Raw genomic sequence first — 23,290 nt, forward strand, 5'->3', positions numbered from 1 at the left:
CTACCCTTCAGTTACAGCTAAAAGCTTATGGATATAACTTGAAAGGGAGGCAATACTACGGAAAGGAGAAGCCGTCTGACTCATCGCTTTTTCGTCGGCGAGGGTAAGCTCGACACCATACGCTTCATCTATAGCTTCTTCAAGCTCAGTGATAAAAACAACCAACCCCAGACTATCCAACCCGGCATTCGCACCATAAAGCCTGGTGGAAGGTTCAGGATTTAAAAGTAATCGAATATTATTTTCTTGAGCGTAATATGCTACAGTATTAATGACAAAATCAATCACGTTGTCTTTACTGATTTCTTTCACAATAAGCTCCTATTACTAATTTTGATTATTTTCGTGTCCATTGATTGTAGTATTCTCTTAACTCAGGATATTTTTTTAAGAAAGCAGCATCAATCTTTCTTGTATCACCTGTAATCACCGCAGGATTTCCAGATATTATAGAAAAATCTGGGAATTCACCCCCACCAACATAGCTATTAGCTGTTACTAAACATCCCTTGCCTATTTTTGTACCTGGCATAATGATTGATTTTGCACCTACAAAGGAGTATTTTCCTATTGACACTTCACCAGCAAAATAGGCCTTCCGCTCATCTTCTGAGTCGAACCCATAACTTTCTCCGTATAACCTTATTGCAATATGCGCTGAATGAGTAAATATTCCGACCCATCCTCCGATTTGACAACCTTCTTCAATCAATATTTTTTTTGTTCCATCAAGTATTGTGTAATGCCAAATGAACACATTTTGTTCAATTTCAATATTCCCAGGACAATAAAATATAACAGTATTGCTATATCGCGTTCTTAATACATTATTACCCTGTTTATCTTCATACTTACCGTAGACCATGGTTGGCGGTAAAAATTTTTCTCTATTACAAATATAAAACATTTTATGAAAAGGAGTTAAAAATTTTTTGCCCAAATGTTTTATAATTTTAGGAAGCATACCTAAATTCTCCGAAATTTCTGTTGAGAACACTTGCTCAAGTTTTTTTGGTTTTTTGCACATTGCAATACAAAAAGGATATGAGGCCACTACACTTCCTAAATCTCTAATTCCCCTCCGATCCTCTTCCCCATCTCCCGAACATTACTCAGTGGAAAGACTAGCGGCAAGAGCCAAGAATATTCCCTAACAATAAGTTCCATACGACACAGTCATTAAAAAGCCCTGACAACTTACGCGAGCACAGTCTTCACCGCCTCAACCACATCCTGAATATCACCCTTCGTCAACTTGGCAGAAATCGGCAAGCTCACGGTCTGCCTGCCAATCCGCATGGCGTTAGGAGTATCTTCTGGCTTCCAGCCGAAGCGCTGTTGGTAATAGGGATGTTCCGGGATACTCAGATAGTGCACGCCGGTTCCAACATTATGCTTGTTCATCTGATCCAAGAATTGATCCCGGGTTATGCCTGCCCGCTCCTCGTCAATAAGCAGAGTGTAGAGATGATAGGCATGGCGGGTATCCGGCTCGGGATTTGCAGGCATGCTCACTGGTAGCGCTGCAAACGCTTCATTATACGAATTCCAAACCTGCTGCCTTTTCTCCCAATACCCGTCGACCTTTTTCAACTGGTGAAGTCCAATGGCGGCTTGAATGTCCATCATATTGTATTTGAACCCGGCCTCGGTCACCAAATAGTGCTTGTACCCTTCGTCCGAGAATCGTTTCCAAGCATCGCAGCTCATGCCGTGCAGGGCCAGTACCTTGAGACGGCAGGCATACTCTTCATTATTGGTCAGAATCATCCCGCCTTCACCGGTGACCACGTTTTTGGTCACGTAAAAGCTCAGTGCGGAAAGATCGCCAAAAGAGCCCGCTTTTCGGCCGTGGTACTCGGTCTCGATAGCATGCGCACAGTCTTCAATGATTTTCAGATTATGGTTGCGGGCAATGGCGCAGATACGGTCCATATCGCATGAACGTCCGGCAAAATGGACCGGGAGAATCGCCCTGGTCTTAGGCGTAATTTGGGCTTCAACAGCCGCCGGATCGATGTTCATGGTCACAGGGTCGACATCAGCCAAGACCGGCGTGCCCCCGGCATGGATGATGGCATTGACCGTGGCGCAAAAGGTGAGCGGAGTGGTGATGACTTCGTCGCCGGGCTGGATACCCGCAGCCAGTATGGACAGATGCAAAGCCGCTGTGCATGAGTTGACCGCCACGGCATGGGACATTTTTTTGTAGACCTTCATGTCTGCTTCAAACCTAGCCACCTTGGGACCGGTGCCAAGCCAACCGGTTTTCATGCTGGCTACGACTTCATCAATCTCATCCTGCTCGATGAGGGGCGAACCAAAAACAAGAAAATTGTCTTTACTGCGAACAGGCTTGAAAGACATAATAGACCTCAACTTCAGATTTGCTCTCATTAAAATATTAGGAAACCACGCCCCAAAGTGGGCATCACTCACCATGCCCAAACACCTTAAACCCCGCCACCTTGCACACCGCATCACGCATACTCAGCGCAAGATCCTCCCGCGCCATTTCGGCGACCATGTCTTCAAATCTGGTTTTCGGTGTCCAGCCAAGCTGCTTTTGGGCCTTGGCAGGGTCTCCGAGCAGGGTTTCGACCTCTGTTGGGCGGAAGTAGCGGGGGTCGACGCGGATGAGGGTGTCGCCGGGCTTCACGGGGCAATCGAGGCCATTACGGCCGCCTGCGGCTTGGCTGAGCTGGGCGGTATCGACTTCGGCTACGATGCCAATCTCTTCGACGCCGTTTCCCTGCCAATCGAGTGTCAAACCGACTTCGGCTGCCGCGGCGTTCACGAAGTCACGCACATAGAACTGCCGCCCAGTGGCGATGACGAAGTCATCAGGCTGGTCTTGCTGGAGCATGAGCCACTGCATTTCGACATAGTCTCGGGCATGACCCCAATCGCGCTTTGCGTCGAGGTTGCCTAGATAGAGGCAATCCTGAAGGCCCAGCATGATTCTGGACAAGGCGCGGGTGATTTTTCGCGTGACGAAGGTTTCGCCGCGTATGGGGGACTCGTGGTTGAACAGGATGCCATTGCATGCGTACATGCCGTAGGCTTCGCGGTAGTTCACTGTTATCCAATAGGAATAGAGCTTAGCGCAAGCGTACGGGGAGCGGGGGTAAAACGGAGTTTTCTCCGTTTGCGGCACTTCCTGTACAAGGCCAAACAACTCTGATGTGGAGGCCTGATAAAAGCGAGCTGTCTCCGCGAGGCCTGTGATACGGATGGCCTCAAGCAAGCGGAGCGTGCCCAGCGCATCGACATCGGCAGTATACTCCGGCGACTCAAACGAGACCTGGACGTGGCTCTGCGCCGCAAGGTTGTACACCTCATCGGGCTGCACTTCCTGCATGATACGGATGAGATTGCTGGAATCGGAGAGGTCCCCATAGTGGAGAAAGAAATTGCGCTCCCCGTTGTGGGGGTCTTGGTAGAGATGGTCGACCCGGTCCGTATTAAACAGCGAGGCGCGGCGCTTTATGCCATGGACTTCGTATCCCTTCCGCAGCAAAAATTCAGCGAGGTAGGCCCCGTCCTGACCGGTGATTCCAGTAATGAGTGCTTTTTTCATCGTGCTTTTCTGAGGAGGTTGCAGGGTCGTATTCTGTCATCAATACATATGAATCTCTCTATGTGTGCCCTCGTTACCACTCCTTACCTCGAATTCAAAGGTAAAAATCTCTACCACTCCGCCAGCTAAGGACTCCCTTCACCCCTGCGCCGCCCACAAATCCCCGAGCGCTCCTCCTCTGCCCACCAGCTCCTCAAACCGTCCATGTTCCGCCACGCTTCCGCCGCTCATGACCACGATGTGGTCGGCGGTGCGGATGGTGGAGAGGCGGTGAGCTATGGTTATGGTGATGCGGTCTTGGCGCAGGTGTTCGATGCGGTCTTGGATGAGACGTTCGGTGATGACATCCACAGCGGAGGTGGCTTCGTCGAGAATGAGGATGGCGGGGTTTCTGAGGAGGGCTCTGGCGAGGGAGAGGCGTTGGCGTTGGCCGCCGGACAGGCGCTGGCCGCTGTCGCCGATGATTTCATCAAGGCCGTTTGGAAGCGTATCGATAAACTCGTCCGCTCCGGCGAGGCGTGCCGCGTTCTGGATGGCCTCCATATCGGCATCCGGCGAGCCGAGCCGCAAGTTCTCGGCAATGGTGCCGTGAAAGATGAAAGGGTCCTGCGAGACGTAGCCAACATGCTGGCGCACGGACGCCAGCGTCAGGGACGGCATGGGCATGCCGTTGATGCGGATTTCTCCGCTCTTTGGGTCGTGGAACCTGAGGAGCAGTTTGATAAGCGTACTTTTCCCCGCGCCCGTGGCGCCGGCAATGCCCAGCATTTCGCCTTTTTTCACCGAGAGGCTCACCCTGCTCAGCGCCTCGCCACGTCCCGGATAGGCAAAGCTCACGTCCCGCAATTCCACACATTCCGGAACGCCGACGAGAGGCACGCTGTCCGCGCTGTCTTTGATAGCTGGACGCGTGTCGAGCAGGTCCGCGATTCGCGTTGCCGCCGCGCGCGCCCGCTGGAGCTGGTTCACGATGAAGCCGAGGCCAAAGACCGGCACAATGAGGCGCATGGCCATGAGGACAAACGTTGTGTAGTCGCCAATGCTCGGGCCGCCCTCAAGGGTCGTCATCCAGCCGCCCACACCGATGAGGCTGGCGTAGGACAAGCCCGCCACAAGATACACCACGGGGATAAACCACGCCCGTGTCCGCGCCGCGGAGATGGCGGAATCGCGGTAGCGGGCGGACTCGCTGCGCAGGCGCTCGGCTTCGTGGCGCTCGGCGTTGTAGGCCTGCAGGATGGGAAGTCCGTGCAGGCTGTTTTCCAAAATGCTATTGAACGCTCCGATTGCCAAACGGGACTGCATATATTTCGGACGCACGCGCGTGGAAAAAATTCGAATAGCGATAAACGCCAGCGGAAGCGGCGCGGCAAGCAGCAACGCCAGCCGCCAGTTGAGCCACGCCAGATAGCCAAAGGTCCCGGTAAACGCCACCACGATGCGCACCATATTCACCGTCGTCTGGGCAAAAAAGCTCTCAAGCGAGTCCACATCCACGGAAATAATGGACAGGATGTCCCCCCTGCGGCGCGTTTCAAGCCGCCCCATATCCAGACTCTGCACGTGCTCGAAAAGGTGCATACGCAAGTCGTGGCGGATTTTCTGCGCCATGCTCCCGAGGAGATAGTCACTCCAGCTTTGAAAGACAGCCATACCGCCAAAGGCCGCAAGAATCATAACCGCAAACATGGTAAAGCTGGCGGGGGTTCCCGTGCCCTGCACGGCACTATCCATGACCGGCCCGACGATGGCGAGCGGCGCAAGATCGCACACCCGCGCGGCAACACTCGAGGCCGCGCCAGCGATGAGCCGGGGCGTATAGGGTTTGAAAAACGGGAAAAGTGTCGATATGGACACATCAGAGGGAGAGGGCTGCGTGGTGTCGTTCATGTGGTCTGCTTCCAAGTTCTTCTGTTAAGCGCCCGCCTTTCGGGCTATGAATCCGTCCGCAGCAAAGCCAAAGGAGCCTGCCTTGTCCGAGAATGCGCCTGTATTGACCTCCACGCAGGAGGATTATCTGGAATCCATCTTCAAGCTGGAGGAAACCCTCGGCGCAGCCCGCTCACGGGATATTGCCGATGATCTTGGCGTATCGCGCTCCTCAGTCACCAGCGCCCTCAAGGGCCTCGCCGCGCGGGGGCTTATTGAATATGAGCCGTACAGCCTTGTCCGGCTGACGGAAAGCGGCGCGGTCATTGCGCGGGACATCGCGCACCGGCATTTCATTCTCAATGAATTTTTCCACCGCGTTCTACAGCTTGAGCCGGGCCATGCCGACGCCGTGGCCTGCAAAGTCGAACACGCCGTGGACGCTGCCGTCATCAAACGGCTGGGTCAGTTTGTGCTGTACATCGAGCGCAGCGATCTGCCGTGGGAGCACTGGCAGGACGAATACGCCCGCATCATGGCGCAAGATCCACATCCGGGAAAACGCGACGAGGACGAAAGCTAAGAGCTTCCGCCCAAGGGTACAAAACCTGCCCCCTTTTTGACCAGCGCCATAGCCGCCCGGCTTCAGGCGCAAACAGGCTCGCGAAGAACTCTGCTTCGCGAGCCTGTTTGTATTCGATGGCAAACGGCTTTACCCGTTTGCCGCCGCATCCAGGGTACTCCCTGTTAGGGTTTCGCCCTCCACGGCGCTGCACCGGCCAGTGATCTCCGACACCCGCACACGGAAAAGTGGCGAACGGTCCGGCATCGCGGCAAAACGCTCCCCTGCCGCGCTGTAGTCCTGCCCCATAATCTCGCCAAGGGCGGTAAAGCCGTCCCGTATGGCCTGCGGGTCATGCTCAAAAGCCCCCGTCCCATGGCAGGACACCCCGGCCCACCAAGACAGGTTTCGGCTGGTCAGGGTAAACTTGAGCAGTACCTTAGGATTTGCCTGCACATTCGCCCATGTTCCGCCGCGCGGATTGATCATAAAGCAATAGTCATCCCCATCACGATATGGCGTCGCCTCCACGGCATAGGGCACACCGTTTTCGGAGCACGTGCAGATTGTCGCCCAGTTGCAGCGGTCGAGGATAAGGCGCATCTCATCGGCGGTCATTTCACGCATGGGCCATGGCCTCCTTGGCGCTTTGGAAGATGTCCACAAAAGCCTCGCGCGCATTGGCAAGATCCCGTTCATCAGGGTGCTTCTCAGCTTCCTTGATACGGGCAATGCGCTCCGGCGTCATGGGGTGCACGTCTGAGGCCATTTTCTGCATGGCTTCAATAATTTTGGGGTCAATGCGGCCTTGGCAGAGGAACGAACCATGGACGGTATTCCCCCCCATCAGTTCCTCCCCCTTGCGGATGCAATCCTTGGCGTGGTCGGAATCCGGCTCCGCGCCAAGGGTACCGAAGAGCCCGACATGAGCGCCCTGCACCGTCGCCATAAACTTTTGCGCGCGGGAATCCGGCATACCTTTGTCCACCCAGTAGCCGATAGCCACAAAGTCGAACCCGGCAGGGGCAGGAGCGTCGGCCACAGGGGCAATGGTCTTCGGCTCGGGAAGCGCCTCGTACACAGCGCGGGCCACACGCTCGGTGTTGCCTGTCAATGAAGAATACACGACGAGGGATTTCATTGGCACACCTCCTCACGCAGCGTCATATAGGCGTCCTTGACGCCAGGAAGAATCTCCCGTTTTTCGCGACCCGCGTACACCGCAAACATCTGGCGGCCCTCAGTGTCGAAAAACTGTACGGACAGGCTTTCTAAGCCAAAAAACGGTTTGGTCAAAAAGCAGATGGCCGCAAGCTCATCCACCCGCAGATGTCCGCCCAGCGGATTGTCCTTTTCCATAAGGTTAAAGAACCCATGGCCAAAGAAGCCTTTCGGGAGCTTTCCTTTCACCTCGGCGATTGCCGAGGGCCCGGAGAGGATGAAGGTGGTGCGCTCCCATGTGGTCATGGCTTTCCACACGTCTTCAAAGCGCTCTGCCGGGGCAAAGGTGCGCATCTCCAGCGGCAGGGCCGTGCAGGCCTCGGCTTCACTCAGGCCGTAGGTCTTGGCCAGTTCATGGAGCATAATGCTTGGGTTTTCAGCAACGGCGTCGTGAATCTGCCGCCGCGTGTCGTCCGAGACGGAGGCGTTAAACATGGCAAGTCTCCTGGGTCGTAGTCGGTGTTGGTGCTGGCGCGGCTAGGGGCAAACGCAAAGCGTAATCGCACACGTCGCCCAGCAGTTCGAGATCGTGGCTGATGAGCATAACGCACACGCCCCCCCGCGACGCCGCCGTCACGGCGTCGGCAATGAGGCGCATATTTTCCCCATCAAGGCCGCTTGTGGGTTCGTCGAGAATGAGAATATCCGGGCGGCTGGCCATGCCGCAGGCAATGACAAGGCGCTGTTTCTCCCCGCCGGACAGGGACTGGGGGTGTCGGTCCTTCAAATGAGTGATGTTGAAGCGCCGCAAAAGATCCTCGATGAGGCGGCGGCGTTCTGATTTGGGGACATCCTGCGCGGAAATATCCAGTTCTGCCCACACGGTCTTCATATGCAGTTGGTGGTCGGTGTTCTGCAGAACAATGCTCGCCCGGGCCAACACGTCGCGCGCGGCGCACGGTATGCCGCCAATGGAGATGCGCCCTGCTTTCGCGGCGCTGAGGCCTGTCATCAAGCGGGCAAGGGTGGTCTTTCCAACGCCATTGTCACCGAGGATGCCCGTCACCCCACGCGGCATGGCAAGTGAGCAGCCCCCGTACAGCTCGGGACCATTGCGGTAGGCAAAGTGCAGCCCCTCCGCGCAGACAAACGGCTCGCCCGTGCCCGCGTCGGGGAGCGCATCCCGCGCGTCCGCCACCTGCGCACGGCGCAGGCCATAACGGGACACAGTCTCGTCATCGAGCCCGACAAAAGAGCACTCCGTGGCGATGGTTCCGTTTTGCATGATGGCCACGCGGTCGGCCACGCCCTCCAGCCAATACAGGCGATGGTCCACGATAAGAATGGCCATGCCTGCGGCCTTGAGACGCGCAATCTTCTCCGCAAGGGCGCGGGTGGACTCCGGATCAAGGTTTGCCGTGGGCTCATCCAAAATCAAAATCCGCGGACCAAGGGACATGATGGAGGCAAGGGCCACCTTCTGCTTCTGCCCTTCGGAAAGATCATGGACCGACGCTTCACGAAGATGCGTGATATCAAATTCCCGCGTTGCCGCATCAATGCGGCGGCGTACGTCCTCCGGCGCCGCGCCCTGCCACTCGTGGGCAAAGGCTATTTCGTCCTCAACATTCAGGGCAAAAAACTGCTGCTCCGGATCCTGAAATAAGGTGCCCACGTCCTGCGAAATGCGGTGGAGTTGGCGCGAAAGGTTGTCCTCGCCCGCAACAGTGACGGAGCCTGAAAGCGTCCCCTGAAAGGAATGCGGGCACAAACCATTTACGACACGTATCAGCGTGGACTTGCCGCAACCGCTGGCTCCCGTGCACAACACGGCCTCGCCGGGGCGAACATGCAGGGACACTCCGCGCAGGGCAGGCGCCGCCTGAAATGGATACGTGTAGGTGACATTGCTGAGTCGTATCATCAGAACATGGCTCCAGATGGGCTGCCCATAGCAACATGCAGGACCACGCCCGCAACAAGGAGCAGCGCGGCAAGAACGGCGGCAATGCCGTCACGCCGGGAAAAGTGCGATGTTTTATACGGCGTAATGCGCCGCCGGGTGCCAAGGCCTTTCAGCTCTGCCGCAATGGCGAGCTCGTCCGAAGTCCGCAGCGCGCGAAACAGCATGGGCGTAAGGATGAGGCGCAGGGTCATGCGTGGGCGGGTGATGAGCAAAAGCGGCGTCAACCGGTGTCCGCGCGTCCGCATGGTTTCAGCGATCTGTTTCATGTCCGTAAGGAAGGACGGAATAAAACGGATCATCACTGCCGTGGGGATGGAAATACAATACGGCAGGCGCAGGCTCTTCAGTGCGGTCAGAATACTTTGCACGCGGGACGAAAGCGCCAGCCCCATGACCACATTGGCCATAACGAGCGAGCGCAAAAAGGGGATAACCATCTTCGCCGGTTCCGCCGCAGGAATTTTGGGCCACAGCCAGTGCATGCCCATGATAAATCCGTACGCCACAACGCTGAGCACGATGAAAAGCCCATAGCAGATGGCCACAGCGGTATAGCGGCGTAGCGCCAACGCATAGAGCGTACTCGCCGCAACAAGAAGCCCGAGGGAAACAGGATCGCTCAGCACCAGCACGGCAACGGAGGAGGCGAGGCTCAGTCCCATCTTGGTGCGTGTGTCCAAACTGTGGATGACAGAATGGTGCGGGCCGGGGCTAGGCGCGGACAATACCTGCATGGCGCAGCTCCTTCACAAAGGCGGTTCCAACAAACAAGCCGGCAATGGCGCCAACGTACCCGATACCCACCATAATGCCCGTCACAATCAGCATCTGCGGTTGTTCCCGCACATAGAGGTAGGACACCCCAACAGCGAGAAGCTTGGACACAATGTCATATATCGCAACGCCCAGAACGATATTTCTATTGCGGCCATAGCCGCCAAAAAGAACGATGCACCCTTCTGCCATAAGCCCGGCCACCAGCATCACGGGGAGCAGGAAAAACCCGCCTCCCATCAGCAGCATGGAGAACACCGCCCCAACCACCATAAAGAGCGTCAGCGCGCCGAACTTGCGGACCTTGAAAAGCAAAACGATGATGAGGGCCGTAAACACCACATTTTTAAGCATGAGGGACAACGGATTCATCCCTCCGCCAGCAAGGGCCACAAGCAGGCTTGAAACCTTGGTAATGGCCGCAAAAATGCCAATGACCACAAGCTCGCGGACTTCCCAGTAGTGCTTGGCTGTGTCGACTGAATGTGTGTTCATAAAAGTGTCACCTCCGTAGGCCGGGCCGTACAACCCGGCCTACGGATGGGTGTATTGGTTTTGATTCTCAATTTCAACTAAAAGGACGTGCCTATCTTCACCACAGCATTCATCCCGGCTTCGTCGATGGAGGACGAGGCCATGGAGTATTTGCGGTCAAAGATGTTGTTCAGGCTGACGTTGACGAAATGCTGGCGCTCTTCGCCAAAGGCGCAGCCCATGGAGAGATTGAGGGTTTCCCACGGGGCGTATTTTTCCACCGTGTTTTTAGAAAGATCCTTATCTTTAGCCTCAACTGCGCCGCGAGCGTACAAATCGCCATACACTCGCATACCGCGAGCGGTGAAGTCGCGGTCATACCGCAGGCCAATGCGACCGCTGAATTCAGGATGCCCAGTCTTAAAGGTGGAGGCGTCGTCCGTAACAAACTGACGCTTCATCCACGTCCCCTGCGCGTAGGGCGTCAAGTGCCATGGGTCATAAGTATATGAAGCTTCCAACTCTACGCCGTAGGTTTCGGCTTCATCCACGTTGTCAAATTGCAGGCCCCCGGGGACACGCGCCGTGGTGATGTAGTCCTCGGCTTCAGAGAGGAAGGCCGCAACATCGACCATAAGTGCGCCATCGGAATACCGCGCACCGACTTCATAGTTGTTCGACGTCTCGGGCGAGAGATCGGGATTCGGTGCTGTCGTAGAACCGCCATGAGATGTCCCCATATAGAGCTGCTGCAGATTCGGCGCCTTATACCCCTGTGAAAACTGTGTCCGCAGGGCAATATTCTCTAGGCCTCCGTAAATTAATCCGGCGCTAAACACGGGATGTGACTCCGAGCTGTCTTTTTCCTCAAGGTCAGGATCGTCGGTATCCACCAACTCGGATGCCACCCACGTCTGCCGGGCACCTAACGTCAGCGCAAAATCAGAAGGAAGGGTCCACTCATCTTGCACAAAGAGCGCGGTGGTCTGCATCGTTGCGTCGTAGTCATATTCAGAGCGGATTTTTGTCGAGGGGCCCATTGGAGGCTGTATCGTCGTAAATTTATCCGTCGTCGCATCCAAGGAGTCACACAACGCTTCCATTCCAACGATAAAATAATGGTCTTCATGCGGAGTCCAATCTGTCTGAAGCGTCCCCCCGGTCGTTCTTTGCTTGTTTTCCGTCGTTATCCGATTGGACACATCTGTAAATATACTTGGTGCCTTAATCTCTCGAGCATCAATACTATTCTTCATAAGCTTCCGCGTGTTTTGGTGGAATCCATCAACACGGATCCGAACCAGAGCCTCTGTCACATCGTGAGCCTCGACAAAGGCGTGGACCTTCTCCCGTTCCCACCTGGGAACATCAATGTTGAAAAACAAAACACTTTCATCAATCAAATCTTCAGGCGTCACGGAATTGATGTTGCTCCAATAGCTCTCATACCCGCCACCAACGGTCACCTTGTCCCAGTCATAACTGAGGAAGGCGCTCAGGTCGCGGTTCATGAAAGATGAATCATCAAGGGTATCATCCGCCGTACGGCGGTCACCGTGGTCCGTCCAGGTGCCAGAAAGGCGATAGTTAAAGCCCTTGGAGGAACCAAACAGAGACAGATAGGACGCCACCCCATCGGTGGACGAATCATACGTCAGGCTCGTCTCCCCCTGCAGGGGCCGATCGCCTCCTTTCTTGGTGATGATGTTCACCACGCCGCCGATAGCCTCGGAGCCATAGAGGACGGACGCCGGGCCCTTGATGACCTCGATGCGTTCAATACGGTCCGCACCGATGAGGAGCGCCGCGCCGTCCATGCTTTTCTGTTCAGATATTTTTTGACCATCAATGAGAATAAGCACGCGCGAGCCGCTCTCGCCGCGCATCATAATGCGTTTGGCCCCCGCCAAGGACTGGTCAAAGACTTCAACGCCGGGGATATCCTGCAGCAGGTCGCCTACGGTGTTTGCCGGGGAACGGCGAATGTCTTCCTGCGTCAGCACGGAGACCGACGCGGGGACGTCCTTCAAATCGCGTTCGGCCTTGGTGGCCGTCACAGTCATGCCTTCCAGTTGCACAGTTGGTGTCTTCTCCTGCTCTGCCGCCATGGCAGGGACGCAGGACAGGATAACGAGACCCGCCGTCACAAGCAGCGCGCGCAGTGGCGCAGCAGAGGCGGTGCGGTGTGGGGATGAGTTGGGAGTCACGAAGCTTTCTCCTCTTCACTAGAGAGATGAAGATAATCAATTATGAGCTGGGCCATGGTCACCTGCCAAAATTCTCCGGCGGTGGTGAGCTCCAGCCATCCATTACGACAGCTAACCAGCCCCGCCCGCTCCCACTGCTCGGTTAATGGCGCAACAAGGGCAGGTAGGGGCATGCCGAACTCCTCACCAATACGGGCAAGATTCACACGACAGAGTTCGAAGGCTGCGGCAAGGGTCTTGTCCAGTTTCGCGTTGGGGGCAGGACCAACCAACATGTCGATGGGCTTTTGCCCACTGGCTATGGCCTCGTGCCAGCCTTCGTAATCGCTCTTGACAAAGTGGAAGTGGCCAAAAAGATTCCCGCCAGCGCCGGGGCCAAAAGGCAAACAATGCGAAGGCCCTTTCATCATATGATTGTAGATGTTGCGCTCTCTGGTATCGCGCCCCCAGTGGCTGGCCGAAAGCCTGCGGTAATGGGCCTGCTGCATAATGCGCCCCCCTTCCACAAACATAGCGGCCTGTTGAGGGATATTCGCGGCAGGGGGCATGTCGCCCTTTTCTATAGCGTCATGGAGTGGGCTGCCCCTGAACACGTTCAGTTGGTAGAGATCAACGCCATGCAAATCGAGAGCAAGGAACTGCTCGATGTCTTTGCGCCAATCGTTCAGGGACTGACCGGGAAAGCCGTAGATAAGGTCGATAATAACCGCAGCTTGGTCCTGATCCCGCAAACGGATGAGGCTCTTGATGATGGTGTCCCGGTCCGCGATGCGGCGCATGGAGCGGCGCAGTTCGGTATTGAAAGTCTGCACGCCAAGGGAGAAACGGTTGGCCCCGGCCTCAAGGCACGCGTCCATTTTCTCCGGGCTGAAATTATGAATGCGTCCTTCCACGGTGATTTCGCAGTCATTGGCAAGGGGGAGCGCGTCGCGCACGCCGCGCACCAAGCGCCGCAGGTCCGGGGCTTCAAGGGCGGTCGGTGTGCCGCCACCAAAGTACACCGCATGAATAGGCGCCGTGTCCGAAGGTGCAGCCTCACGCCACATGGCAAGCTCCCGCAGGAGGGCATCCGTGTAGCGCGCGCTCTCTCCCGAGCGGTACGCGCGATTGTAGAACCCGCAGTACAGGCAGTGCGTTTCGCAAAACGGCACATGAATGTAGGCCGCGGTCTTGCCTGTGCGCGGATGCGCCATAAGCCCAGCGAGTACCTCGGCGCGTTGCCCCTCCGGGACAGGGGTCCCGCCAAATCCAGCATGGATGGCGAGCTTCGCATCAAAGGCCTGCGTCAGCGGGTCGACGCCTTCGTTGGCGAAAAACTTCTGGCGCTGCTCAGCAGAAAGCGCATTGCGAAACAATTGCACTTTGCCGCCATGAGTATGACTTTCATTATCAACACCAGTGTGGTTTGAGACATCACGCATATGTGAATCCATCACCCCTCCGGGTTTGTCTAAATCGCTTCGGCATCCCACTGAATATGAGACGCCCTGAGTACGTCGGCGTAAATAAAGTTTGAACGCTTAAACTTTTGATGTCACTACTGCCGCTCATGGCCTCTTGTCAACAGGAAAATGGCAGAATCTGTGACCTTGCGCCTGTCCTGTGTGAACGCGCCTCCCCGCGGAAACTGGCGTGGGCAATTCGACGCGATACCGCACGGAAAGGTTGCTCACAGCTCTGGGGAAAAGCCTCCGGAGCGCTGCACCTCAATCCGTTCACGGAATCCTCTCTCTCCATTTGTTCTTGGCCTGCCCTCAGAACGAAGAAGCAAATTCTTCGGACTTTCAAAGGATTACTGGGTGACCAAAATGCCTGAAGCGCCGCGATGGCACACAATCGCCCCTGCTCCGGGTTGCAAGGGACGCACTTCTGCCGTAGGGCTTCGAGTCCCCCGCGCGCCTCACTGCGCGGGGTGTAAGAACTCCTCAAAGAAAATATGGAAGAGAAATGTTTGGATTAGAACTCGCTCCGCAGGAGCTCCTGCTGGCGTTTTGCATAGTGATGTTTGGGGCGCTGAGTCAGGGTGTGGCAGGGTTTGGCCTTGCCCTGCTTATTGGCCCTTTGTTGGTGATGGTGGATCCCATGTTTCTGCCCGGCCCCGTGGTGCTACTCGTCAGCCTTGTCTGCGCGCTGATAGTCTTTAAAGAACGCAGTGCGGTGAACGTCACCAACGTTAAGCGGACCTTGGTGGGCTACCTTCTCGGCACCGGCCTTGCCGCCGCCCTGCTCACCTCGCTGCCCGCGCGCGAGACCGCGCTCTTGCTGGGCGGACTTATCCTCGTTGCCGTGGGCATTAGCGCCGCAGGTCTGTCCGTGCCGCCCAACCGTCGCGTGCTCTTTTCTGCCGGCATCATCGGCGGATTCATGGGCACAGTCAGCGGCGTTGGCCTGCCGCCCCTCGCCCTAGCCCTGCAAAACGAACCCGGCCCGCGCCTGCGCGGCACCCTCGCCTGCGTTGGCCTGCTCTCCATCATCATGGCCGAAATCGCCCTTGTCTCCATCGGCAAAATCGGCCGGGACGAAGTCCTCCTCGCCTGCATTCTCGCGCCGGCGGTGGTCATCGGCTTCCTGCTATCCACCCTCATAACCCGCCACCTCGACAGCGGCTTCACCCGCCCGCTGATTTTCCTGCTTTCTGGGATCAGCGCGGTGACAAGCATCATCAAACATTTCTAGCAGGCTCAACATCGCCCAAAAGAAGGCCGCCCGGCAATGCCGGGCGGCCTTCTTTTGGTGAGAAGATTGCGCTTACTCGCACCTCTTTAGGCCAACGAGGCGGCAGGGGCCGCCCCCATATAGGCAGAAAGGGTCTGGTGGAGGCCTTTCTCCAAAGAATAGTTGACGAAAGGACCAATTGCCTTTTCCAGTTGAGTAATATCAGCAACTGAATGCTTTATATCCCCAACACGCGGAGGACCAAAAAGAACTTCCTTCGTATTTCCAGTCAAAGCCCCAACGGTCTCTGCAAGCTCTACAATCGAAGTTCCCTTACCTGTTGCGACGTTAAATATGCCTGGCACGGGGGATGTCCCCCCATAACCAAGCCCTGCAACAGCAAGATATGCTCGGATGACATCTTCAATATAGATAAAGTCTCTGGTCTGCTTTCCGTCACCCAAAACGGTCATAGACTCCCCTGCAAGGCTGCAGTCTATAAACTTTGAGATGACGCCACTATATGGGCTAGAGGGATCCTGACGGGGGCCATAGATATTAAAAAAACGAAGGGAGGTGCCAAATGAAGCATCGTCAATACACTTCGAAATCAAATACTTAGCCTCTCCGTACGGGCTCGCGTGTTCGACAAAAGGCGTGGCCGCATTCTCGGGAATCGGGACCGAAGCGGCCTCTCCATACTCAGCTGCTGACCCTGCGAAAACGAACGTCTCAAAATTCAGCGTTTGGGCTTCTTCGTACAGATTGCGAGAGGCCTTAAGGTTGACCTCGAAAGTTTCTTCAGGATGCTCTACGGAATACGGGACACTCACAATCGCCGCGAGGTGATATATGATAGAGAGTTCCGGGTGATCTTCGCGTAAACGCTTTAAAAGCTGCGAAGCTCGAATGTCCTCCTCATAGAAGACGAACCTCTGGTGCTCTTCGAAATTCGCCATATTCTGGCGGTACCCAGAGAAGAAATTATCCACCCCAACAACGCTATGTCCACGTTGTAACAATGCTTCCACAAGATGACTTCCGACAAAACCGGCACAGCCGGTGACCAGACACGTCGCGTGTTTCTCCACGAAGCCTCTTCCTTCTTTGTGTCTAAATTAAAAAAACTTGGATTCTATCTCGCAAGAAAATTTCGTACTACAAATCTTTCCCCCGCTCCATCCATCCCCGAACTTCCTTCCCGAAAGCCGTAAAATCCTCAAGGTGCGTCCTCGCCACAGCGTACACCGCGTTCCAATCGAGATTGGTGTATTCGTGTACGGCGACATTACGTAGGCCGACGCTTCGGGCCATGTTTTTGGCAACCTCTTTAGAGAGGACCTGCTGCTGGTGAAGCATAATGAAGGCCTCGGCCATGGTGGTCGGGACAGCGTCGGATTCGGCGAGGATATGGGTGGCGATGTCGATGCTGATTTGCACGGCGCGTTGCAGGTTCAGGACAATGATATCCTGCAAATCGAAATCGGCTTCGAGCGCGTCTGCGCTTGCCGGCGTCTTCTCTCGGACGCGCTGGATGCAGCGCTGCAGCGATACGAGCTTCTGCCCTATAACGTCTGTATCCATCAAAATCCCCGCTGCAAGCTGTTCTGGACGATCGTCCGGCGCATGGGCTCCATATCGGCATAGTCGAGAAGCATCCGCTTCATGAGTCGTGCATAGGCTACGGTGGAACGCTTAAGAGCCACGGTCCCCTTTGTCAGGATCTGACGGAGAATGAGACCATGGGCGGTGTGGAGGTCGAGAACGTCCACCTCACGGCCAAGGGCAAGGCTGAGTTCTAGAATGATGTCCAACCGAGCTTCAAGTGAAAGCGGCTTATCGGCAAGAATCGCCACATCCACATCACTGTCCGCCCGCATGGTCCCTGCGCTGGCGGAGCCATAGACGATGCCAATGTGAATATCCGGATACACCGCGAGGCACTCCGCAACTGTCGTGATGATGGGTGATGTCTTGATCATGAGAATACGCCTTTGCTCCTCTATCGGGAAACATATCAGCCTCTTCACCGGAAGGCTAGAGCGTCCCTTTACGCAAATCCACCTCTCCCCCTCACCCTAAGCGCCTCTCAGAGAAATACCCTTCACCCAGCAAACCGGACCCATAAACCGGACACAGGCACCGTATTCATTGTCCGGTCTTGTTCGCCGGATAAGATAGCGATTCAGAAGTACAGCTAATGAGTAATCTGACAACTAAAATGAATAATATAAGCTTATTAGAACGTCTTTCATCAAAAAACTTGAAACAGAAGAACTCCAACACAGGACATAGATACCGGACACACATACAGGACACACATACCGGACAGCCAACTATCAGCCACCGCTCATGAGCACAGACATATCCGGTCTACCTGTCCGGTACACTATCCGGTTTCTCTCACTCCCATTCCAACATGCTCCTTCAAACAGCCCCACGCCCATCTTCGCTTCGCATCTTCCCTGCCCTCCACATCCACCTCAGTGCCCCTCAAGCAGAAACCTCTCATTTGCACACCATATTATGCGAATAAATGTGGATTTATTCGCATAAAACGCGTTTAGTGCGCTTAACGGTTGTAGAAAGACATCACGACGGCGGATGCAGGCTGGCACTTCATCGAGGCTTCCCTTCAGCCAGAGGATGGAGGGAGGCATTCAAGCGAAGCCGCTTCGAGCCCTCACCCCCACACCCTGAAGCTCAAAGAGGAGTCAGAACCTCGAATCAACATGCGACGCACTCCGCCCGCCCGTAGAAGCTCTGAGACGCGAGGAGAAACAGCAAAGCTGCCGTTCCCTCCCTCTGCTTCCAAAACCGTACACCGCAACCCAAACCGCTGGGCACATTCCATGACGCACCCCCTCCCCCCACAGTCTCAAGGCGTCCGCCTCTGGACAGACGAATTCGTTCCTCTGAAGGCGCGGGACATCGTCGCGCTATTTGATGACATGAATCGTAAGGGCATCCCCGTGCGGGATTACCTCGCGACCTCTGTCCGCGTCGACGTCAATACCGCCGCCATTCTCATCTGGCTCGCCACCAAGGTATTCCCCCGCACCGGTTCCATGAAGACTATAACGACCTACAGCTTCAATATCTGCGACGTCCTCAATGATTGCCGCGCGCGGTTTGACGCACTCTCCAGCGACGCCATTGCCGCTTATCTGCGCCGACAACGAAGCAAAGGCATCAGTGCGGCAACAGTGACCAACCGTCTGGCCACGCTTAAATCCATGCAGGGATATTGGCACAATGAGGGGTGGCTCAGGCGCAATCCCGCCGCCAACATCCCCGCCCCCAAAGACCGCAAGCGCCCCGGTCATCACACGAAGATTCTTGAGCTGGAGGAAATGCGGCAGATTATGACGTGGGCCGAGGAGAATGGCGTTTCACCCCGCGACGTGCTCCTGCTTAAAACGCTCTGGTACACAGGCATTCGCGCAGCAGAAGCCGTCCGGCTGACATGGGGGGACATAGAACGGCGGGGCAGAGCAGAGAGTGCTTATTCGCTGCTCGTGATCCGGGGCAAGGGCGCCAAGGAGCGCGAGGTCTACGTTCCTGATCCGCTCATGGAAGCGCTCATGGATTATCGCTTTGACGTCTTCCGTGCGGCCCCCTACAGCCCCGCACCGGGGCTTGCATCCTTTCCTGTCTTTGGAAGCCGTAGACGCCGCGCTGGGGAGCTTATTTCGCCCATCACATCCAAGCACGTGTGGCGTATCGTCAAGCATATCGTGCACAGCGCCCTTGGAGACAGGCTCCAAGGCCGGCGTATTGGTCCGCACAGCTTCCGTCACACCAACCTCACCATGCTCCGGCAGCATGGCGCCTCACTTGAGGACGTCTCCCGCCACGCCGGGCACAACGACATCACAACCACGCAAATCTACGACGAAAGCCCCTACCTGACGCCTCGGTACCCCGGCCGCGTCCTCAACAAGATCAGCCTCAACACAAAACCATAAATCCAAACAAAACAGCCCGCCGGGTGGAACCTGACGGGCTGTTTTGGAAGTCTTGGTTTAGCTGTGGGCGTGCGCCGACTTTGGCGGATGCAGCCGGCGGCGATTGCGTCGGCGTTCCCTCATGCTGTCGAAGGAGTAGAGAATAATGCCCGTCCACGTCAGGGCAAAAGTTTGCGCCGTGGAAAGGCTCAGTGTCTCATCGTACAGCAAAACGCCCATCAGAAAGATAAGCGTCGGCGACAGGTACTGAATGATGCCAAGAGTCGCCATCCGCACATGCGGCGCGCCAAGGGCGAAAAGAAGCGTCGGCAAACCAGTGACAACGCCGGTGCCCATGATGAGCAGCACCGTCGGGGCATCGGCTCCGCCCCACACCTCAAAGCCCGTGGCTTTACGATACGCCAGATATGCGAGGGCCAGTGGAAGCAGCGTAAAACTCTCAACCAACATGCTCGGCAGCGGCTTGGCCGTCACTTCGCGGCGGATAAGGCCATAAAAAGCGAAGGACGCGCCAATGACGAGAGCCATAACCGGCACGGTTCCAAGCGTGAAAAAGCTGGACACCATCGCCAAACAGGGCAGCACCACCGCAAGGCACTGGAGCACAGAGAGACGCTCACGCAAGATGAGACAGCCGAGGCCAATTGTCATAAGCGGTGTGAGGAAATCGCCCAGGCTCCCTTCCAGCACGCGGTTGGAATTCACCGCGATATAGAACGTCTGTGCATTCAGGGCGAACATCACCGAAGACAGCGCAAGGCGCACTGTGGTTTTGCGATCCTTCAGGATTGCACGGACCTCACCGAGACGCCCTTGCAGAAGCAGCACGATAAAAGTGAACACAACAAGCCATATCAAACGGTGGGAAAGCACCGTGTAGATGTCAATATGGGACAAGCTTTTCCAATAGGGAGCTAGGGTTCCCCAAATGAAGTACGCCCCGAGCAATGCTATAAAGCCCGTGGTCGCCTTCTTCGAATCTGTCTGAATCATCGCTACACCGTACCGGACACAGTATCCGGCAACACTCCGTAACATGTGAATGGATGTCCCCAAGGCGGATTGGGGCGGCATGGAAAATAGACAGATTTCCCCCAATGTAAAGCTGTTTTTTCAGGAAAATGAATTTTCCATTTTAGCCAAGTATACCAGCATATTGATCGTGATCACCAATTGCCGAAAAACAGACAAAAACACCACGGAATCGCAAAGTGGGAACCACTCAACGATAGGCTCCTCATTTGGGCTAAAAACGTACGCGTCCTACGTCAAAAAATGATGAGAATTCGGTGGGAGGTGGGAAAAGAAATATCGACCATAAACAATGAGCGCAGCAGCCCTCGTATGCCCTCACAGTGAACGCACAGCCACCACGGGACATCCTCTCATCAAAGAGGGAGGAAGCGGGGCTCTACAGCCACTTTCGATAGCGGAAATACACAAGCATTCCGGCGGCGACCGTACCCATGATGCCCAGCAGAATAAAATACCCATACCGCGTGTGCAGTTCGGGCATCACGTCGAAGTTCATGCCGTAGACCCCGGCAAGAAAGGACAGGGGGATGAAAATAGTGGAGAAGATGGTCAGGAATTTCATGACGTCATTCAGGCGGTTGGCCACAGCCATATTGTAGGCGGCCAAATGGTCCCCCAGCATTTCGCGGTAGACTTCAACCACGTCCACGGTTTGCTCCGCCATGTCGCGCAAATCGCGCAGATAGGGGATGACGGACTCCGGGATAAAGTCGCTGTCGCTGCGCAGCATCTTGAGCACAAGCTCACGCGCCGGACGCACGGCTTTGCGGACATAGGCCATCTCACGCCGGGCGGTTGTCAGCGTCTCCAGCAGTTCCGGACCGGGATCGCTAAGGACCTCGTCTTCGAGATCCTCAATGCGCTCGCCAAGAGTCTCCACCACCCTCAGCGCGTTTTCGAACACACAGTCGAGGAGAGCGTACAACAGGTATGCGGCCCCAAGACGGCGCAAACGGCCAGAAGGCCTGCGGATGCGCTCCCGCACAGGTTCGAAGACGGTCCCGGGACGCTCCTGGAACGTCAGCACACACGTTGGGGTCAGCACGGCGCTGAGTTGCTCCGCCCGGACGGTGAGGCCGTCCTCAGCCAGGGAAAGCATCTTAAGCGACACAAAAAGCACATCCGGAAAGGCCTCAAAGACCGGACGCTGCCCCGTATTGGCAATGTCCTCAAGCACGAGAGGTGGAATAGCAAATGCCTCTCCCATCTCGCGAAGAAGCTGGGCGTCATGGACGCCGTCCACATTCACCCAGCTGGTGGATGGCTTAGCCACGTACTGCGCAAGCTCGCCCGGCCCCTCGGGAACCGCCTCGCGCACGCCGACTTCGTCAAAATCCATCACCCGAAGGCGCGGCGTCTCAATCTTGCGTTCACCCACGAAAACAATAGCGCCGGGAGATTGTCCCGCCTTATGTCGCCGCTTTTTGAGAAACCGTGCCATGCGTGCTCCTTGGCGTGGCTTACGGCACGACCACGTGCTCTGGCTTAAGAGTTCTTGGTGCGCTTATACTCGCGTAAAATCCACGGCTCCTGCGGTGTGGTTCCGCCACCGGGTTGGCGCTTGAGGATGTTTTCCTGCTCCTTTTCGGGCAGCTGCCTGTACCACTGCATTGCGGCGTCCGTGGCGTCCTGCTTTTCCCTCTGCTCGGCGGCTTTGCGATACTTGGCAATGCGCTGGGCTTCTTCAGCTTGCTCACGGGCGTATTGTTCCTGTGGACTTTCGTAGCCGTCAGGACGGGCGTAGTACCCCGTCTTTTTGAGGGCCCCAAAAAGCCACGCCACAGGATTGGCTACGGTGGTCCCGCTTTTGTCCGAAAGCTGTCCCTTTGTGGCCAGTTCCCATTCTGCGTGATTGAGGGCTTGCCGTAAGGGAGCAAAGTCGATGCCTCGGCCTTCGAAGACCTGCCTAAGCTGACGCATCTGGTTTCGGGTCCAGCCTGCCTTGGCGAGATGAGGCCATGCCGCGGCGATGGTCTCGGAGCTCATTCCCCATGTTGTTGCGTCTTCATGTTCGCTTTCGGCTTCTTCCGGCTCTTCCCTCTGCAAGTAAGTTTCTTTCTTACTTACTAATAGGGGGGACTTGGGGGGGCGGTCACCTTGTCCGGTTAGGTGTCCGGTCTTATGTCCGGTATCGACCTGTTTGACACTATCCGGATGGGTGTCCGGTGTTCTGTCCGGTATGTTGCCCGATATGAAGCCCGGTACAGGGTCCGCAGATATGGTTTTCATGAACTCGGCGCACAGGGATTTATCCAGCCTGATCTGGATGCCGGAGCGCTTGGTGCTCTGGAGTTTGGTCAGGACGCCCTTTTTCTCCAGCGCCGTGATGGAGTGGCGGATATAGTCATAGTTCGTGGCAAAATGTTTAGCGATGGCGCTGAGCGTTACGGTGATAATGCTGTCGCCTTTCTCTTTGGATATGGCGATGAGCAGGCGCAAAATTTCAGCTCGTTTGCCGGAAATACGCAGGCGCTGACGCGGTTCGAACATGGCCAGCAGAGAGGAGGAATCCTGCTCGGTATATGTGTCCGGCGTGGCATCCGGATTTGTATCCGGTTGGGTGTCCTTTATCGTGTCCGGTGTATGTGTCCGGTTGTGCTTTTGGGAAGTGTCCGGTGTTGTGTTCGGAGTGCTGTCCGTATGCGATACCGGACTGTCCTGAGGACACACCGGATACTGTCCGGTTTTTTCTCCGGATACAGTCCGGTCACCTGTCCGGATTGTATCCGGTGTTGACTCCGGACTGTCCGGTATGGTGTCCGGATATGCGTCCGGTGTCCTTGGCGCCGGTTCAGCAACGGGAGCCGCGCTCTGCGCTGCCGGGGCGGGAGTAGTGTCTGTGGCGTCCTCCGAAATATCGTGGGTAAACTTCTGGTACGGATTATCCTCAAGGTCCGCCAAGAGCTGAGCGGCCATTGGGTCTTCCTTGGGCGAAGCTTTCTTGCGCTTGGCGGAGCGCTGGGCACTCTTTGCCTTTTCCTGCGCGGCGACTTCCTTCGCCTGCTTGATCATATCGGAGTAGGAGGAGCCTGCGGCCAT

22 protein-coding genes are annotated in these 23,290 nt (G+C 56.0%); 3 read left to right on the plus strand and 19 right to left on the minus strand.

Translation table 11 applies throughout. The features are described from left to right. From ACYQ2T_RS17885 to ACYQ2T_RS17905, 5 genes are all read right to left on the minus strand, one after another. Entirely contained in the window at positions 1 to 312 is a 312-nt protein-coding gene (locus ACYQ2T_RS17885; protein ID WP_459902198.1) for a hypothetical protein, read from the minus strand. A gap of 25 nt (positions 313 to 337) precedes the next feature. Then, positions 338 to 1,054 carry an acyltransferase gene (locus ACYQ2T_RS17890; protein WP_459902199.1) on the minus strand — a complete coding sequence of 239 codons (717 nt, stop codon included), beginning with the start codon at positions 1,052 to 1,054 and terminating at the stop codon, positions 338 to 340. A 143-nt stretch (positions 1,055 to 1,197) separates the two neighbouring features. Next, positions 1,198 to 2,367: a DegT/DnrJ/EryC1/StrS family aminotransferase gene (locus tag ACYQ2T_RS17895; RefSeq protein WP_459902200.1), complete on the minus strand. Its 1,170-nt coding sequence runs from the start codon at positions 2,365 to 2,367 to the stop codon at positions 1,198 to 1,200. A gap of 64 nt (positions 2,368 to 2,431) precedes the next feature. Beyond that, positions 2,432 to 3,580, minus strand: a complete 1,149-nt coding sequence (gene gmd / locus ACYQ2T_RS17900) for a GDP-mannose 4,6-dehydratase (RefSeq protein WP_459902201.1) — start codon at positions 3,578 to 3,580, stop codon at positions 2,432 to 2,434. Between the two features lie 138 nt (positions 3,581 to 3,718). Further along, positions 3,719 to 5,470: an ABC transporter ATP-binding protein gene (locus tag ACYQ2T_RS17905; protein ID WP_459902203.1), complete on the minus strand. Its 1,752-nt coding sequence runs from the start codon at positions 5,468 to 5,470 to the stop codon at positions 3,719 to 3,721. A gap of 82 nt (positions 5,471 to 5,552) precedes the next feature. Here ACYQ2T_RS17905 and ACYQ2T_RS17910 point away from each other — a divergent pair, with 82 nt between their 5' ends. Beyond that, positions 5,553 to 6,032 (plus strand): metal-dependent transcriptional regulator, encoded by a 480-nt coding sequence (locus ACYQ2T_RS17910; protein ID WP_459902204.1) that lies wholly within the window; start codon positions 5,553 to 5,555, stop codon positions 6,030 to 6,032. A 129-nt stretch (positions 6,033 to 6,161) separates the two neighbouring features. Here the strand turns inward: ACYQ2T_RS17910 and ACYQ2T_RS17915 are convergent, their stop codons facing one another. From ACYQ2T_RS17915 to hutW, 8 genes are all read right to left on the minus strand, one after another. Next, the gene (locus tag ACYQ2T_RS17915; RefSeq protein WP_459902205.1) at positions 6,162 to 6,638 is read right to left on the minus strand and encodes a pyridoxamine 5'-phosphate oxidase family protein; all 477 of its coding nucleotides are present in this window, start codon (positions 6,636 to 6,638) and stop codon (positions 6,162 to 6,164) included. Continuing rightward, a complete protein-coding gene (locus ACYQ2T_RS17920; protein WP_459902206.1) occupies positions 6,631 to 7,152 on the minus strand; it encodes a flavodoxin family protein in 522 nt (173 codons plus the stop codon). Before ACYQ2T_RS17920 ends, ACYQ2T_RS17915 begins: the two co-directional genes overlap by 8 nt. After that, the gene (gene hutX / locus ACYQ2T_RS17925) at positions 7,149 to 7,667 is read right to left on the minus strand and encodes a heme utilization cystosolic carrier protein HutX (RefSeq protein WP_459902207.1); all 519 of its coding nucleotides are present in this window, start codon (positions 7,665 to 7,667) and stop codon (positions 7,149 to 7,151) included. The genes ACYQ2T_RS17920 and hutX overlap by 4 nt, the downstream gene beginning before the upstream one ends. Next, complete coding sequence (locus tag ACYQ2T_RS17930) at positions 7,660 to 9,096, minus strand: ABC transporter ATP-binding protein (RefSeq protein ID WP_459902208.1); 1,437 nt, start codon at positions 9,094 to 9,096, stop codon at positions 7,660 to 7,662. The genes hutX and ACYQ2T_RS17930 overlap by 8 nt, the downstream gene beginning before the upstream one ends. After that, complete coding sequence (locus ACYQ2T_RS17935) at positions 9,096 to 9,872, minus strand: energy-coupling factor transporter transmembrane component T family protein (protein WP_459902209.1); 777 nt, start codon at positions 9,870 to 9,872, stop codon at positions 9,096 to 9,098. The genes ACYQ2T_RS17930 and ACYQ2T_RS17935 overlap by 1 nt, the downstream gene beginning before the upstream one ends. Then, positions 9,850 to 10,407 (minus strand): MptD family putative ECF transporter S component, encoded by a 558-nt coding sequence (locus ACYQ2T_RS17940; RefSeq protein WP_459902211.1) that lies wholly within the window; start codon positions 10,405 to 10,407, stop codon positions 9,850 to 9,852. Before ACYQ2T_RS17940 ends, ACYQ2T_RS17935 begins: the two co-directional genes overlap by 23 nt. 77 nt (positions 10,408 to 10,484) lie before the next feature. Further along, the gene (locus ACYQ2T_RS17945; protein WP_459902212.1) at positions 10,485 to 12,593 is read right to left on the minus strand and encodes a TonB-dependent receptor plug domain-containing protein; all 2,109 of its coding nucleotides are present in this window, start codon (positions 12,591 to 12,593) and stop codon (positions 10,485 to 10,487) included. Next, positions 12,590 to 13,954, minus strand: coding sequence for a heme anaerobic degradation radical SAM methyltransferase ChuW/HutW (hutW, locus tag ACYQ2T_RS17950; protein ID WP_459902213.1), 1,365 nt, complete (start codon positions 13,952 to 13,954; stop codon positions 12,590 to 12,592). Before hutW ends, ACYQ2T_RS17945 begins: the two co-directional genes overlap by 4 nt. A 586-nt stretch (positions 13,955 to 14,540) precedes the next feature. On the opposite strand from hutW, the gene ACYQ2T_RS17955 reads away from it, so the two are divergent. Further along, complete coding sequence (locus tag ACYQ2T_RS17955) at positions 14,541 to 15,269, plus strand: sulfite exporter TauE/SafE family protein (RefSeq protein ID WP_459902214.1); 729 nt, start codon at positions 14,541 to 14,543, stop codon at positions 15,267 to 15,269. 86 nt (positions 15,270 to 15,355) lie between these two features. Here ACYQ2T_RS17955 and ACYQ2T_RS17960 read toward each other — a convergent pair whose 3' ends face one another. The 3 genes from ACYQ2T_RS17960 to mntA form a co-directional block, all read right to left on the minus strand. Further along, on the minus strand, positions 15,356 to 16,339 hold the full coding sequence (locus ACYQ2T_RS17960) for an NAD-dependent epimerase/dehydratase family protein (RefSeq protein ID WP_459902215.1): 984 nt from the start codon (positions 16,337 to 16,339) through the stop codon (positions 15,356 to 15,358). A gap of 67 nt (positions 16,340 to 16,406) precedes the next feature. Next, positions 16,407 to 16,832, minus strand: a complete 426-nt coding sequence (hepT, locus tag ACYQ2T_RS17965) for a type VII toxin-antitoxin system HepT family RNase toxin (RefSeq protein ID WP_459902216.1) — start codon at positions 16,830 to 16,832, stop codon at positions 16,407 to 16,409. Continuing rightward, positions 16,832 to 17,230 carry a type VII toxin-antitoxin system MntA family adenylyltransferase antitoxin gene (mntA, locus tag ACYQ2T_RS17970; protein ID WP_459902217.1) on the minus strand — a complete coding sequence of 133 codons (399 nt, stop codon included), beginning with the start codon at positions 17,228 to 17,230 and terminating at the stop codon, positions 16,832 to 16,834. The genes hepT and mntA overlap by 1 nt, the downstream gene beginning before the upstream one ends. A 969-nt stretch (positions 17,231 to 18,199) precedes the next feature. Here mntA and ACYQ2T_RS17975 point away from each other — a divergent pair. Then, positions 18,200 to 19,216, plus strand: a complete 1,017-nt coding sequence (locus ACYQ2T_RS17975; protein ID WP_459902218.1) for a tyrosine-type recombinase/integrase — start codon at positions 18,200 to 18,202, stop codon at positions 19,214 to 19,216. 57 nt (positions 19,217 to 19,273) lie between these two features. On the opposite strand, the gene rarD is transcribed toward ACYQ2T_RS17975, so the two are convergent. The 3 genes from rarD to ACYQ2T_RS17990 form a co-directional block, all read right to left on the minus strand. Beyond that, positions 19,274 to 20,290: an EamA family transporter RarD gene (gene rarD, locus ACYQ2T_RS17980; RefSeq protein WP_459902219.1), complete on the minus strand. Its 1,017-nt coding sequence runs from the start codon at positions 20,288 to 20,290 to the stop codon at positions 19,274 to 19,276. A gap of 337 nt (positions 20,291 to 20,627) precedes the next feature. Beyond that, complete coding sequence (corA, locus tag ACYQ2T_RS17985) at positions 20,628 to 21,692, minus strand: magnesium/cobalt transporter CorA (RefSeq protein ID WP_459902220.1); 1,065 nt, start codon at positions 21,690 to 21,692, stop codon at positions 20,628 to 20,630. 44 nt (positions 21,693 to 21,736) lie between these two features. After that, positions 21,737 to 23,290 (minus strand): hypothetical protein, encoded by a 1,554-nt coding sequence (locus ACYQ2T_RS17990; protein WP_459902221.1) that lies wholly within the window; start codon positions 23,288 to 23,290, stop codon positions 21,737 to 21,739.

Source organism: Desulfobaculum senezii (genome assembly GCF_054657395.1).

What these genes read in the sequence shown, in the direction of transcription:
- ACYQ2T_RS17955 (WP_459902214.1), top strand. Translation starts at nt 14,541, where the DNA reads ATGTTTGGATTAGAACTCGCTCCGCAGGAGCTCCTGCTGGCGTTTTGC.
- ACYQ2T_RS17905 (WP_459902203.1), bottom strand. Translation starts at nt 5,470, where the DNA reads ATGAACGACACCACGCAGCCCTCTCCCTCTGATGTGTCCATATCGACA.
- ACYQ2T_RS17935 (WP_459902209.1), bottom strand. Translation starts at nt 9,872, where the DNA reads ATGCAGGTATTGTCCGCGCCTAGCCCCGGCCCGCACCATTCTGTCATC.
- rarD (WP_459902219.1), bottom strand. Translation starts at nt 20,290, where the DNA reads ATGCCGCCCCAATCCGCCTTGGGGACATCCATTCACATGTTACGGAGT.
- ACYQ2T_RS17930 (WP_459902208.1), bottom strand. Translation starts at nt 9,096, where the DNA reads ATGATACGACTCAGCAATGTCACCTACACGTATCCATTTCAGGCGGCG.
- ACYQ2T_RS17990 (WP_459902221.1), bottom strand. Translation starts at nt 23,290, where the DNA reads ATGGCCGCAGGCTCCTCCTACTCCGATATGATCAAGCAGGCGAAGGAA.
- mntA (WP_459902217.1), bottom strand. Translation starts at nt 17,230, where the DNA reads ATGATCAAGACATCACCCATCATCACGACAGTTGCGGAGTGCCTCGCG.
- ACYQ2T_RS17915 (WP_459902205.1), bottom strand. Translation starts at nt 6,638, where the DNA reads ATGCGTGAAATGACCGCCGATGAGATGCGCCTTATCCTCGACCGCTGC.
- hutX (WP_459902207.1), bottom strand. Translation starts at nt 7,667, where the DNA reads ATGTTTAACGCCTCCGTCTCGGACGACACGCGGCGGCAGATTCACGAC.
- ACYQ2T_RS17895 (WP_459902200.1), bottom strand. Translation starts at nt 2,367, where the DNA reads ATGTCTTTCAAGCCTGTTCGCAGTAAAGACAATTTTCTTGTTTTTGGT.
- ACYQ2T_RS17940 (WP_459902211.1), bottom strand. Translation starts at nt 10,407, where the DNA reads ATGAACACACATTCAGTCGACACAGCCAAGCACTACTGGGAAGTCCGC.
- ACYQ2T_RS17920 (WP_459902206.1), bottom strand. Translation starts at nt 7,152, where the DNA reads ATGAAATCCCTCGTCGTGTATTCTTCATTGACAGGCAACACCGAGCGT.
- gmd (WP_459902201.1), bottom strand. Translation starts at nt 3,580, where the DNA reads ATGAAAAAAGCACTCATTACTGGAATCACCGGTCAGGACGGGGCCTAC.
- corA (WP_459902220.1), bottom strand. Translation starts at nt 21,692, where the DNA reads ATGGCACGGTTTCTCAAAAAGCGGCGACATAAGGCGGGACAATCTCCC.
- ACYQ2T_RS17975 (WP_459902218.1), top strand. Translation starts at nt 18,200, where the DNA reads ATGAATCGTAAGGGCATCCCCGTGCGGGATTACCTCGCGACCTCTGTC.
- hepT (WP_459902216.1), bottom strand. Translation starts at nt 16,832, where the DNA reads ATGGATACAGACGTTATAGGGCAGAAGCTCGTATCGCTGCAGCGCTGC.